At 67.7% G+C, this 13,586-nt stretch carries 10 protein-coding genes; 8 read left to right on the top strand and 2 right to left on the bottom strand.

The features are described from left to right. Window positions 1-230 precede the first annotated feature (230 nt). On the top strand, window positions 231-686 hold the full coding sequence (locus tag AB0F04_RS37705; protein WP_362050946.1) for an organic hydroperoxide resistance protein: 456 nt from the start codon (window positions 231-233) through the stop codon (window positions 684-686). Between the two features lie 204 nt (window positions 687-890). Further along, a complete protein-coding gene (locus tag AB0F04_RS37700; RefSeq protein ID WP_362050944.1) occupies window positions 891-2,174 on the top strand; it encodes a serine hydrolase domain-containing protein in 1,284 nt (427 codons plus the stop codon). 124 nt (window positions 2,175-2,298) lie between these two features. On the opposite strand, the gene AB0F04_RS37695 is transcribed toward AB0F04_RS37700, so the two are convergent. After that, complete coding sequence (locus tag AB0F04_RS37695; protein ID WP_362050943.1) at window positions 2,299-4,692, bottom strand: SpoIIE family protein phosphatase; 2,394 nt, start codon at window positions 4,690-4,692, stop codon at window positions 2,299-2,301. A 499-nt stretch (window positions 4,693-5,191) separates the two neighbouring features. Here AB0F04_RS37695 and AB0F04_RS37690 point away from each other — a divergent pair, with 499 nt between their 5' ends. From AB0F04_RS37690 to AB0F04_RS37665, 6 genes are all read left to right on the top strand, one after another. Then, a complete protein-coding gene (locus AB0F04_RS37690) occupies window positions 5,192-6,037 on the top strand; it encodes a p-hydroxycinnamoyl CoA hydratase/lyase (protein ID WP_362050941.1) in 846 nt (281 codons plus the stop codon). 8 nt (window positions 6,038-6,045) lie between these two features. Continuing rightward, a complete protein-coding gene (locus tag AB0F04_RS37685) occupies window positions 6,046-8,193 on the top strand; it encodes an acetate--CoA ligase family protein (RefSeq protein ID WP_362050938.1) in 2,148 nt (715 codons plus the stop codon). Next, window positions 8,190-9,650: an aldehyde dehydrogenase family protein gene (locus AB0F04_RS37680; RefSeq protein WP_362050935.1), complete on the top strand. Its 1,461-nt coding sequence runs from the start codon at window positions 8,190-8,192 to the stop codon at window positions 9,648-9,650. The genes AB0F04_RS37685 and AB0F04_RS37680 overlap by 4 nt, the downstream gene beginning before the upstream one ends. A gap of 270 nt (window positions 9,651-9,920) precedes the next feature. Next, window positions 9,921-10,424: a MarR family transcriptional regulator gene (locus tag AB0F04_RS37675; RefSeq protein WP_362050932.1), complete on the top strand. Its 504-nt coding sequence runs from the start codon at window positions 9,921-9,923 to the stop codon at window positions 10,422-10,424. Between the two features lie 73 nt (window positions 10,425-10,497). Beyond that, window positions 10,498-10,620, top strand: a complete 123-nt coding sequence (locus tag AB0F04_RS37670) for a hypothetical protein (protein WP_362050929.1) — start codon at window positions 10,498-10,500, stop codon at window positions 10,618-10,620. Window positions 10,621-10,703: 83 nt separating this feature from the next. Beyond that, window positions 10,704-11,909, top strand: coding sequence for a multidrug effflux MFS transporter (locus tag AB0F04_RS37665; protein WP_362050926.1), 1,206 nt, complete (start codon window positions 10,704-10,706; stop codon window positions 11,907-11,909). A gap of 293 nt (window positions 11,910-12,202) precedes the next feature. Here the strand turns inward: AB0F04_RS37665 and AB0F04_RS37660 are convergent, their stop codons facing one another. Beyond that, a complete protein-coding gene (locus tag AB0F04_RS37660; RefSeq protein ID WP_362050923.1) occupies window positions 12,203-13,048 on the bottom strand; it encodes a siderophore-interacting protein in 846 nt (281 codons plus the stop codon). Window positions 13,049-13,586 lie beyond the last annotated feature (538 nt).

Genomic DNA, 13,586 nt, shown 5'->3' with positions numbered 1-13,586 from the left:
ATCGGGGTGACCTGGACGTCGCTGGCCATCGATCCGACCTCGGCGGAGAAGGCACTCGACGACCTTGCCTACTACGGCGAGAACATCATCGCCGCCACCCGATGACACACCACCCACGAGAAGCGACCGCGTCCAGAAGCTGATCGGGCGCGATGCGAGGTGTCCCGTCGTCCACGCCCGGGCGACAGCGACGACGGGTATCGCGTCCCACCCCATAGGAGGAGGCTCCCATGCCCATAGCCTTGACCAAGGTCGCCTATACCACTGCCGCCACCGCCAAGGGCACCCGCTCAGGCCGCGTGACCAGCGCAGACGGCGTCGTGGACTTTCATCTCGGCCAGCCCGGCACCTATGAGGGCGACCCCAAGGCCAACCCCGAAACCCTGTTCGCCGCCGGCTACGCCGCGTGCTTCCAGGGCGCGCTCGAAAACCGTGCCAAGACCCAGGGCGTAGACACCTCCGACTCCACCGTCACCGCCGAAGTGTCCTTCGGGCAGTCCGAGGACGGCGGTTATGGCCTTGCCGTCGAGCTCAGGGTGTTCATCCCGGGCGTCGACCCTGCTCAGGCCCGGAAGCTCGTCCATCTGGCCCATGGGTTCTGTCCGTACAGCAAGGCTACGCGCGGGAACATCGATGTGACGCTGACTGTCGAGCAGTCGGCACCTCACCTGGTCGCGGATCACTAGTGTCCTAGGTCGTGTCCGCAAAGTCCCGCCTGCCCCACGATATCTGCCTCGTCCTGGCGTCTGGTTTCCGGCCGGCAACCAGGCGCGTTGATCGCCTGTGGCCCAGTCGGAACCACCCAGGAACTTCCGGCGTAGGACACCAAGGGATTCACCCCACTTACTGATCAAAGGAAGATCCAGCATGAAAGCACAGGAAGGTTCAGCATGAGCGCATCGGTAGGCGCGCGCATCGCCAATGGTGAGGTGGCGGCCGGCTTCGAGGCAGTCGCCGATGCACTGGCATCAGCCGATCTGGGCGGCGGTGGCGGTGCATTCGCCGCCTTCGTCGAAGGCCGCAAGGTCGCGGACCTGTGGATCGGCGATGCCGCGCCCGGTCAACCATGGGCCGAGGACACCATGACGACGCTCTTCTCGTCCGGCAAGGCCGTCGCGGCCCTGTGCGCCCAAGTCCTCTACGACCGTGGTGACCTGGACGTCGACGCGCCGGTGGTGACCTATTGGCCCGAGTACGGAGCGGCCGGCAAGGAAAAGACGCTGGTCCGTCACATCCTGGCCCACACCGCGGGTCTGCCCGGACTTCGGCAGCCGGAGACCCTCCTCGACTGGGAGGGGCGCGGCTGGGGCAACTACGCAGGGATCACCGAACGGTTGGCGGGGTCACCGCCCCGCTGGGAGCCCGGTACTCGAGTCGGTTACCACGGCATGACGTACGGCTGGCTCGTCGCCGAACTCGTGCGGCGGGTCTCCGGCAAGAGCCTCGGCACCTTCCTCCGAGAGGAGATCGGCGAGCCTTTCGGTCTCGACCTCTGGATCGGCACGCCGGAAGCCGAACTTCCCCGCGTGGCCACTCTTACCCCGCTCGCTCCGCCTCCTCCCGGACCGGCCAACCCGCTCCACGAGGCGATGCATGACCTCTCCCATACCCCCGGCACCATGCACTCCGAGATCTACCTGCTGTCGGACGGCAGGGCTCTCCCCGAGATGATCGGGGGGTTCTTCGCTACTCCCGCCGGTCGAATTCCCGAGGTCGCATCGGCGGGTGTGAGTGCCTCGGCACGATCGCTCGCGGAGATGTACGCGTACCTCTCACTCGATGGGTCGCTCGACGGAAAGAGGCTTGTTTCGCCGCAGGCCGTCGAACGTTTCGCGGCGGAGGAGTTCGTCGGCCCGTCGGCGATCGTGCCTGAGCCGGAGGTTCTGGCCAAGCATCCGGAGTATTCCTCGCTTGAACCGATCTGGGAGCGTTGGGGCCTCGGTTACCGGCTCAATGTGATCGACCGGCCCTACCCGCAAACGTTCGGTCCAGAGGAATCGGCCTTCGGTATGCCGGGCGCGGGCGCGCAGCTGGGATTCGCGGATCGGGTCAATCGCGTGTCCGTTGGTTTCGTGCGAAATCACATGAGCCCGACGTGGCATGCGAGTACCCAGGTGGTGGATGCGCTCTACAAGTGCCTCGGTGTCTCACCCGAAGCGAGCACAAACGCGTAGTAAGGCACGCGTCGCGCCGCGCAGCGGCGGCGATTCAGCCGGGAGTGTCGGACGGCGTCCCTTGCCGGCTACATCACTTCAAGTGGCGAGGGACGCCATTTCGTGTAGTCGTCCGGTGACACGTTCAACGCGTGGGGCCTGCGGAGATGTCCTGCTCGGTCCAGATGATTTTTCCTTCGCCGGTATAGCGGGTTCCCCACCGGCGGCAGACGTGGGCGACCAGCAGGAGCCCGCGGCCGCCTTCGTCGCCTGCGCGAGCGTGGCGAAGTCGTGGCGCGGTGCTACTGGCGTCGGAGACTTCCACGGTCAGCGTGGATTTTTGCCGGATCAGCCGCAGACGAATGGGTCCGGTGGCATGGCGGATGGCGTTGGTGACCAGCTCACTGACGATCAGTTCAGTGGCGAAGTCGAGGTCGGGCAACTCCCATTCGGTGATCTGGTTGCCGGCGAGCATGCGTGCTTCCGCGACGGTGGCAGGATCGACCGGGATGTCCCAGGTGGCTACCTGACCGGGGCCCAAGCCCTGAGTACGGGCCACCAGCAGGGCCACGTCGTCCAGGAGTGGCGTGCCCTGCTGCACGGTGTCGATCACGCGGTCGCACAGGGCCTCCAGTTCTTCGGCAGGGTGGGAGAGGGCTTCCCGGAGCCGGGCGAAACCGGCGTCGATGTCACGGTCGCCTTCAACCAGGCCGTCGGTGAAGAGCACGATGCGCGTGCCGTCGGCGAGGGGGATGTCCGCGGCGTCGAACGGTAGCCAGCCCAGGCCCAGAGGCGGGCCCGCGGGCACGTCGGGAACGGTGACCGTGCCGTCCGGGCGGACCAGGGCGGGCGGAGGGTGGCCGGCGCGTGCCAGTGCGCAACTGCGTGAGACCGGGTCGTAGACGGCGTACAGGCAGGTGGCGCCGACGTAGGCGTCCAGGCGCCGAGGGTCGTCGTCCTCCTGCTCCTGGGAGACGCTGACGACCAGGTCGTCCATGCGGGCCAGCACTTCCGCGGGCGGGAGGTCGAGGTCGGCGAGGGTGTGCAGCGCGGTGCGCAACTGACCCATGATGGCGGCCGCGGTCGATCCGTGGCCGACGACATCGCCTACGACCAGGGCGATGCGGGCGCCGGACAGCGGGATGACGTCAAACCAGTCGCCACACACCTCTCGATCGCCTGCGGGCAAGTACCGGGACGCGACCTCCAGAGCGGTGCGGTCGGCGAGGCTGTGCGGCAGGAGGCTCTGCTGCAGTCCGAGGGCCGCGCGCCGCTCGCGCTGGAACCTGCGGGCGTTGTCGATGCACACCCCGGCCCGAGCCACCAGCTCCTCGCCGAGAGAGATGTCCATGGCGTCGAACGTCTTGTGCCGATGATCACGGGTGAAGGTGGCCACGCCCAGGTTGACGCCTCGCGCGCGGACTGGCAGCACGAGAACGGAGCGGACGCCTTGGTGGGCGCGTTGCTCCCGCTGTGCGTTCCTGGTGGTCGGGGCGTCGGTGGCACTGTCATCGTGAAAGACGACCGCGTCGCCGGTGCGGAGACAGCGGGCCGTGGGGCTGTCGGGGGGTGCGCGGAATGTGTCACCGACCCGGCCGGACATCTCCGGGTATGCGCCGCCGGCCGAGTGCAGGGCCGCGCGCCGTAGGACGACGTCGCCGCCGACACCGCCGGGCGGCGGTTCGCCGCCTTGGACGATTGTGTCGTCCAGGTCCACAGAGGCACCGTCCGCGAACGGCCCCACGGCGGTGAGGACCAATTCCTCCGCGGTGACTTCTACATCGAGGGTGCTGCCGATGCGGGCGCTGGCGTCCGTCAGCAACGCCAGGCGCTCGTGGGTCCGCCAAGCTGCCGTGGTGTGGTCGACGACCATGTACCAAGCGCCGACGATCTTGTCGTCTTCGCGCAAGGGGAAGTAGCTGTTCCACCAGCTGTGCCGACGAGAGGGGTCTTCTGGCGAGGGGCCGATGAGCTCGAAGCCAAGAACGGGTTGACCGCTTGCGAGCACACGGGTCAGCTGCTCTTCGACGGCTCCTCCGAGCCCGGCCGGCAGGACCTGGGAGGGGCGACGTCCGATGCGATGTTCGCGCGGCAGGCTGCCGTGGTGGGTGAGGGCATCGTTGACCCACAAGTAGCGCAAGTCGGAGTCGAGGATGGCGATGCCGACGGGGCTTTGGGTCAAAAGGGGGTCGAGCATCATTCGCCCCAGCTCGGACGGCGCCTGTCGCTGGTCCTGAGCGATGGCCAGCCACCGACCCCCGCCCAGAGTGGTCACGCGCGTCAGCAGCCGCACTGCCTGGCCGTCACCACGCCGGATGACCGCCGAGCCGTCCCACCCGCCGACGGCACGGCAGCCGTCCACGAAATCCGAAGCGGCGCGGGGATCGGTCGGCCGGTCCAGAAGGTCGGTGACCGGTCGGCCGATGACCTCCTCGACCGGAAGCCCGACCAGCTCCGCAGCCTCCTTGGGCCAGCCGATGATCGTTCCGTGGTCGTCCAGCAAGGCGGCGCCGATGCGCCCCACGTTGTACGGGGCCACCCATCCTGAGTTGTCCGGGAGCATTGTCTCCTCCGCCGTGCGCTGTCCGTACCGGTGCGGCAACGCGGGATATCCGGGAGGCCTCGCTCTTGGTCCAGCGCAATTGCGTGCTTCGTTCGAGGATCTTGCCGTCGGGAGTGTCTGATCCAGTCTGATCCTCGATTCAGCCGCACCTCGGGTTACGGGTCGGACCCGTGTCACCAGTTTCCTCTCGTTGCGATGCAACGGCACCCCCGACATTCCTGAGCGGAATGGTCGTGCCGAAGGACGGACACGGCCGTCGGCCGCCATCGTCGAGGGGCCGTGAGGTCATGTTCCGCCTCCTGAGGGGCGCGACAAAACGGCGGGGAACCCATCTGGCCCGGGGTGATGCCTATGCGTGCGCGCTCATGTACCCATCGGCCGAGGAGCTCCGACGCGGCCGGTGGGCCCGTTGTCAAGTATCAAGTAGCCTGATACGCTGCCGAGCAATTCAGCCTCACTAGGACCGGAGACTGTCATGGTCGACGTATTGCCACACTGGGACAACGTCAAGGTCGAGATTGCCGATGGCCTCGGATGGGTCACGCTCAACAGGCCCTCCAAGCGCAACGCAATGGACCCCAATCTCAACTCCGAGATGATTCAGGTACTTGATCACCTGGAGACGGTCGATGAAGTGAAGGTCGTCATTCTGACCGGCGCCGGCGAATCCTTCTCGGCGGGTATGGACCTCAAGGCGTACTTCCGTGAGGTCGACGAGGCCCATCCCTCAGTACAGATCAAAGTGCGGCGGGACGCGTCGGAATGGCAGTGGCGCCGACTCATGCAGTTCTCGAAGCCGACCATCGCCATGGTCAACGGCTGGTGCTTCGGAGGCGCATTCACGCCCTTGGTCGGGTGCGACCTCGCGATCGCGTCCGAGGACGCGGTGTTCGGACTGTCCGAGATCAACTGGGGAATCCCACCGGGCAGTGTGGTGAGCCGGGCCATGGCCGAGACCGTCAGTCACCGAGATGCCCTGTGGTACATCATGACCGGCGACACCTTCGACGGACGCCAAGCGGAGAAGATGCGACTGGTGAACAAGGCGGTGCCCGCCGACCAGCTGCGCGACGAGGTGGTGAAGCTGGCCGAACGGCTCAAGGAGAAGAACCCCGTGGTGCTGCGGGCCGCCAAGACAGGGTTCCGCTTCGCCCGCGACATGCCGTGGGAGCCGGCCTCGGACTACCTGTACGCCAAGCTCGAACAGTCGCAGTTCATGGACCCCGAGAACGGCCGGGCCAAGGGATTGGCGCAGTTCCTGGACGAGAAGGCCATCCGCCCGGGGCTGCAGGCGTACCAGCGTGCCGCAACCGGAGAGTGATCTCACCGATGCCCTACGACCTGGCACCGTTGATCTCACCCGGTTCGGTCGCCCTCGTCGGCGCCAACGCGGACCCGGAGACGATCGGTGGTGCGCCACTGCGGCGGCTGCTCGACTACGGCTACCAAGGCGACATCCATTTGGTCAGCCGACGCGAAACGCAGATCTCCGACATCAAATGCGTCGGGACCGTGGATGCCCTTCCCACCGGAATTGACGTCGCGTTGCTCGCCGTGCCGAGTGCAGCCGTCCCGCAGGTACTCTCCGACCTCACCCGCCGGGATATCAAGTCGGCGATCGTCTATGCGTCCGGGTTCGCCGAAACCGGCGAGGGCGGCCGGGCGGCGCAGGCACACGTCGTCGACATCGCCCGGGCGCACGCCATCCCGGTCAGCGGACCGAACTGCCTGGGCCTCGTGAACTTCGTCGACGGTGTGCCGCTCACGTTCAGTGCACTGCAACCAAGGAGGCGCCCGCCGGCCCCGGGGCTGAGCATCATCAGCCAGAGCGGCGCGATGGCCATGGCCCTGACGTACGCGGCGCACGCCCAGGGCGTCGACGTCGCCTACACCGTGTCCACCGGCAATGAGGCAGTCCTGGCCCAGGAGGACTATCTCGACCACCTGTCCGCCTCGCCCATGACGAGGGTGATCGCGCTGCTCATCGAACAGGTCCGTCACCCCGAGCGCTTCCTGGAGTGTGCGCGCCGGGCACGCGAGGCAGGCAAGCCCATCATCGCCCTCAAGGCCGGACGCTCGGCTGCGGCACGTCAAGCCGCCTTGTCCCACACGGGCGCGCTGGCCGGCGACTACGAAACGATCGAGACCATCCTCGGGTCCGAAGGGGTCGTACTCGTCGACTCGATGGATGAGTTGATCGACCTCGCCTCCCTCCTGGTCGGCACGGAAACGATCGAGAAGGCCGGGACCGCGGTCATGAGCGAGTCGGGTTCGGTGAAGACACTTGCCCTCGACTCGGCGGCGCGCAACGGCGCGACGCTCGCGGATCTGACCCCCACGACAGTCGAGCGTCTGGACCAACTGATCCCGGACTTCGCCGAAGCCACGAACCCGATCGACATCACCGGGCAGGCGCTGCTCGAGCCCAGCCTGTACGGCGAGGTGGCGCGGGCCCTCCTCGACGACCCGAACGTCAACCTTCTGATCGCTTCCACGATGCCCGGCACCGAGGTGCAAACGCGTGATCAGGTGGACGCACTGTTGCCGGTCCTCGCAGCGGCGGACAAGCCTGTGATCTACACCTTCGCCGGCGGCGGGCACCCGGTTCCCGCTGACCTCGACCAGGCCATTCGTGCCGGGCGCGTTCCCGTCTTCCCCTCCTTCGACCGCGCACTGCGTGCCGTCGCTCACGCCGAAAGACGTCTGCGGCTGGCCGAGCTGGCGGAGCAGCGCGGGCAAACCGCGCTCCCGACGTCCACGGAGGCAGCCCCGGCGGGGGCGGAGGCCGTCATCATCCGTGACGAGAACGCCAGCAAGGCCGCCCTGCGTGACGCCGGGGTACGCGTTCCCGCAGCCGAGTTCGCCCCCGACGCGAAGGCGGCACTCGACCGCGCGTCAGAGATCGGGTTCCCCATGGTCGCCAAGGGGGTCAGCGCGCTGGTCCACAAGACCGAGGCGGGCGGAGTCGTCGTCGGAATCCGCGACCGGGCCGAACTCGAGCGGGCGCTCGCCACGATCGCGGACGGCATTGCCGACGCCGGCCACACGCTCGACGGTTACCTGCTCGAAGAAATGGTCCCGGCAGGTGTGGACCTGATCGTCGGCGCTCGCCGCGACGACGAGTGGGGCGTGGTGCTTCTCGTCGGGCTCGGCGGAGTCCTGGCCGAAGCGACACGCGACACCACGCTTCTGCCCGGGGTGGCAACACCGCAGGACATCGTGGGCGCGTTCACATCCCTGCGAGGCGCTGCGGTGCTGAGCGGGTTCCGCGGCCGGCCGCCAGTCGACATGGAGGCCGTTGTCCACGCTGTGTCGGCCCTCGGAACTCTGATGCGTGACAACCCGCACTACGTGGACGTCGACGTCAACCCTCTCAGGGCGCTGCCCGTCGGCGCCGGGGCTGTTGCGCTCGACGCCACCATCATCGAACGAGTCCGCCCGCACCACGGACATGACGGAAGTGAGCAGTCGGCATGAGTCTCGTGACGAACGACCACTTCGGAAAGATCTTCGCCGAAGGCAAGTGGATCTCGGGAGGAGGCGGCACACGCCCGGTGTCCAACCCTGCGACGGGAGCGCGTCTGGGGGAGCTCGGCCTCGCCTCCGTCACCGACGTGGACGACGCGGCGGCAGCCGCCAGGGACGCGCAGTCGGCCTGGGCCACGACGCCGTTCACCGAGCGAGCCCGCGTGCTGCGCAGGGCGGGGGACCTGTGGCACGAGCACGCCGCCGAGATCAAACACTGGCTGATCGCCGAGACCGGCGCAGTCGACGGATTCGCCGGCTTCCAGATCCTCACCTCGGCGCAGGAGTGCTATGAAGCGGCCGCATTGGCCGCGTACCCGTCGGGTGAGGTACTGCGCTCGAACAGCCCGCGGCTGAGCCTGTTGCGCCGAGTTCCGGTCGGCACAGTGGGTGTGATCGCTCCGTTCAACGTGCCCACCATCCTCGCGATACGTGCCGTCGCACCCGCTCTGGCGCTCGGGAACGCCGTCGTCCTCAAGCCGGACCCACGTACCGGGATATCGGGCGGAGTCCTCCTCGCGGCACTGTTCGAAGAGGCGGGCGTGCCGCCCGGGGTCCTCGCGATGCTGCCAGGGGACGGAGCCGTCGGCGAGGCGGTGGTGTCCCACCCCGGGATACCGGTCATCGCCTTCACCGGCTCGACCGGCGCAGGCCGCGCTGTCGCGCGGGTGGCGGCCGAGCACCTCAAGCGAGTCCATCTCGAACTCGGCGGCAATTCCGCGCTGCTGGTCCTGGACGACGTCGATCTCGAAGTCGCCGCTTCCACCGGTGCGTTCGGGTCGTTCAACCACCAGGGCCAGATCTGCATGGCGACGAGCCGGCACATCGTGGACGGCGCGATCGCCGACGAGTACGCGGCAGCGCTCGCCCGGCACGCCGACGCGTTGGCCGTCGGCGACCCGGCATCGGGACACGTGGCGCTGGGTCCGGTCATAGACGAAGGACAGCGCGACCGGATCCACGACATCGTGACCTCCTCGGTCGCGCGAGGGGCAGTGCTGGAGACCGGCGGTACTTACGACGGTCTCTTCTACCGGCCGACAGTGCTCGCCCGCACCCCGGTTGACGCGCCTGCCTTCACCCAGGAGATTTTCGGGCCGGTGGCACCGGTCACCTCCTTCGCCTCGATCGACGACGCCGTGCGGCTGGCCGGCAGCACGTCCTACGGGCTGTCGCTCGGCATCCTGACCAGAGACATCGGTCGCGCCCTGGAGATCGCCGACCGGTTGCCGGTGGGGATGGTCCACATCAACGACCAGACCGTGAACGACGAAGCCCAGGTTGCGTTCGGGGGGATGGGTGACTCCGGTAACGGAGCGCGGCATGGAGGCATCCAGACGAACCTCGAAGCCTTCACCGAGGCACAGTGGGTCACGCTGCGCAGTACTCCTCCGGCATACCCGTTCTGAGCGCTGCCGATCCGGGCCGGCTTCCGGGAGGCGACATGAACATCGTCGAACCGGACGAGGGGGAGTCGTGTGAGCCGACTCTCCCGGCCTAGTACAATTGTCTGATACGGCGACTCCGGGGAGGTGCATCTCGTCATTGACGCCGAGGTGACAGCGGGAGGGGCGGGCGGAGCCTCTTGAGGAGGTAGGTTCCGTGCAGGCCTGTATCCGGGGAGACTGACCGTCGACCTGAGGGCAACGCTGACACCGGATTACGAATAGGGTGCACATATGACTCGCTCGGCCGGACGGAGCACGGACGCTCCAAGCCCTGTCTCCCGAGCCGCTGACGCGCGGATCGTCTACCTCATTCGTCGAGCCGAGCGCGCCATCCGAGCTCGACTCGACGTGATCGTGCGTCAGCACGGCCTCACGACGCCCCAATACACGACCCTCAGCGTCCTCAAGGTCAGGGACGGCCTGTCTTCGGCGCAGTTGGCTCGCCGCGCGTTCGTCACCCCGCAGGCGATGAACGAGATCATCATCAAGCTGGAGCGCGACGGCTTGATCCAGCGGTACACGACTCCGGCGCACCGCAAGACGCTGCATTGCGAGTTGACGCCAAAGGGGTCGGCGATCTTCGATGCGTGCGACCGCGACTGCGCCGACATCGAGGCCCTGTTCGTTGCGGGGATGGACGCGGACGAGATCAGTCACATGCGCGCGCTGCTGAGTGAGGGGATCGAGTCCCTGGCCGTCAAAGACCGGCGTCGTGGCGGCAGCAGGCCGGGCTGAGCTGTCTCTTCAGTCCGTGGCAGCCGGCGAGGAACGCATTGTCATGTATCAGGTTGCTTGATACTGTCCACTCATGCGGTTCTACCTCGAAGGCATCGCTTCCCTGACGGTGCGGATCGATCACGATCACGCACTCACCGAGATACTCAACGACCTCGCCCACTGTGGCGAGAACATCATCGCTGCCATCCGATGACATGCCACGAACCAGTAACACCCCCGTCCACGAAGGAGCGGGAGGTTGGACGCACCGGTCCGCGCAAGCCGCTCGGGCTTGTCGTGGTACTGGGCGCGCTGGCGGCCACGGGGCCGCTCTCGATCGACATGTACGTGCCCGGCTTTCCCGCGATGGGGGCGACGCTGGACGCGTCCGACTCGGCCGTCCAGCTGACGATGAGTACCTTCCTCGCCGGGCTCGTCATCGGCCAGCTCGTCATCGGGCCCATCAGCGACAGCATCGGTCGCCGGAGACTGCTCATCGGCGGGGTCATCGGCTTCGGGATCTTCTCTCTGCTCTGCGCCCTCGCACCGAATGTGCAGGTGCTCATCGCGGCCCGCTTCCTGCAGGGGGCCGCCGGCGCCGCGGGCCCGGTGCTCGCGCGCGCGGTCCTCACGGACCGCTTCACGGGCACCGACCTCCCACGCTACTTCGCCGTGCTGGCACAGGCGGTGAGTGTGGCGCCGATCGCCGCGCCCGTCCTGGGTGGGGCCGTGCTGTCGGTCGCTTCGTGGCGCATGATCTTCGTCGTGCTGAGCGTGATCGGGCTTGTACTGCTGATACTCGTCTTGCGCAAGGTGCCGGAATCGCTTCCTGTGGAGCGCCGACGGCCCGGTGGCCTGCGCATCACCCTCCTGTCCATGGGCTCGCTCGTGAGGAGCCGCGTCTTCGTCGGCTATCAGCTCACCCTGGGTTTTTGTGGCGCCGCCCTGTTCATCTACGCCAGCGGGTCGAGTTTTGTCTTCGAAGGCCTGCTTGGTCTCTCGCCGACGATCTACTCGCTCATCTTCGCCGCGAACGCCGTCGGCATGCTCGTCGCCGGGCTCGTGTTCGGACGGCTCTCGGCGCGGTGGCACCTCAACACGCTGCTCACACTGGGAGTAGGGGTGGCCGCGATGGGATCCGTGCTCCAGGTGGTGCTCGTCATCACGCTCGGCGAGACGATCGCCGGGACATGGGTCAGCCTGTTCCTCGTCGTCGTCGGCGCTGCCCTGGTCGTGCCGTCGACCATGAGTATCGGGCAGGCGATCGCCCGTGACGCGGCGGGTGCCGGCTCGGCTTGCCTCGGCGCGGCGCAGTTCCTGCTCGGGGGAGCGATCTCACCGATTGTCGGGCTGTTGGGCGAGGGCAGCTCCCTGCCGATGGCGCTGATCATGCTCCTGGTGATGGTCTGCTCCGTGTGCTCGCTGCTTGTCCTGGCGCGGCCGTGGGAGGGGCACGGCGAACCGGCGGACGGGAACCCGCCCTCCCCTGCGGCCTCGGCATGACGAGACCTGGCCGGGCATTCGCGGCGGGCGGAGAGCAGCGCACAGACGCCGATCAGGTGCTGACGGCCGTGCGGACGCCCAGCGCGTGGAAGCGGTGAACCAGGCGATGTGAGCAGCATTGTCGGTCCTGGCTTTAGCTGCTCTCGGCCGGGTCACCGCTCACTCGAGGCCGGCCGAGCCGGAGGGCCAGAGCGTGGGGCGCAGGAGTGCCGACGCGCCATCGCGTCGCCTTCGTACTCCTCGGTGCGCCGTCCGCGGTGCACCCAAGTCCCCACGCTGCCCGCCCAGTTGCGCTACGCGGTCGGCGCCTGGCCTTCCTGCTCGGCCTCCACGCCGGCGTGCCAGTCGCGCTTGGAGGCCTGCCAACCCTCCTCGTCGTGGCCGAGTCGCCAGTAGCCGGAGATCGACAGGTCCTCGCGCGGGATGGCCAGGTCGACACGGAGTCTCCGCCGCAGTTCCTTGACGGCCGCTGCCTCGCCGTGCACGAAGGCGTGGAGGCGGCCCTTGGGAAACTTGAGCGTGCTCACGGCCTCGACGAGTTTCTCACCGACCGGTCGCCCGGCGCGGTGCAGCCAGGTGACCTTCACGGGGGAGTCGAACCTCTGCTCTTCGTCGGGCCCTTCGACCTCGATGAAGGCGTGCGCCACCGCACCGGACGGCAACGACTCCAGTGCGGCCGCGATCGCCGGCAGAGCGCTTTCATCGCCGGCGAGCAGGTGCCAGTCGGCGGTGGCGTCGGGGGCGTAACCGCCGCCGGGGCCCATGAAACGGACGGTCTCGCCCGGCTGGACGCGCGCGGCCCACGGCCCGGCCAGGCCCTCGTCGCCGTGGATGACGAAGTCAAGGGTCAGTTCGCGGCGTTGGGGGTCCCAGGCCCGCACGGTGTACGTCCGGGTCACCGGCCACTGCTCGCGCGGGAACTCGGAGCGGATCCGCTCAAGGTCGAAGGGCTCCGGGTAGCTCACCCCCGGAGGCCCGAAGAGCAGTTTCACGTAGTGGTCGGTGCAGGTGCCTGCCGAGAACTCGACCAGGCCTTCGCCGCCGAGGACCACACGCTGCATGTGCGGGGTCAGCCGTTCGGTGCGTACGACCTGCGCGACGTGAGGCCGGCGGGGTTGTCGTGCCGGGCGTTCTGCCACGACGATCTCCTCTGTTCTGTGGCTGGGTTTCGCCTGAGTTGGTCCCTCTTCCCCAGTGATGGCGCTCCTGGAAGAGGTGAGTTGACCTCTTGGCGGGAACGGCTGTCCGCCGCTGCGCATGTCATCCGTGCGGGTCAGAGGGATGGGCGAGTCGAAAGTGGCCTTGGGCGGCACGCTGGGACGGCCGACTGAGACGGCACACACTCGTGTCCCCGCCGAGTCCAGGGCCGCTGCTTGTCCTTGGGCCTGCTGGCCGTACGGCGTTCATCGGCGCGCCGTGGGCATGGTCAGCCCGGTTGTCGTGAAGGTCGGTCCGACCGTCACGTTCGAGGAGGATACCGCCCCGTGGGTGGGTTCGATCCCGGCCCCCCGGCAGGCTCCCCTGGGATCTGCAGTGGCTCGGATGTCGGGGAATTGGTGTCGGATTCATTGCCATGTATCAAGTTGCTTGATACTGTCCGGTCATGCGGTTCTACTTCGAATATCCTCTGAATGCTGATGCCGATGGTGGTGCGTGGCTGGATCCGGCGCACATGAT

This window comes from Streptomyces sp. NPDC029041 (assembly GCF_040637515.1).
Taxonomy (GTDB): Bacteria; Actinomycetota; Actinomycetes; order Streptomycetales; family Streptomycetaceae; genus Streptomyces.
Note: the sequence above shows the minus strand (reverse complement) of the source record. Positions and strands in the feature narration are given on the sequence as shown.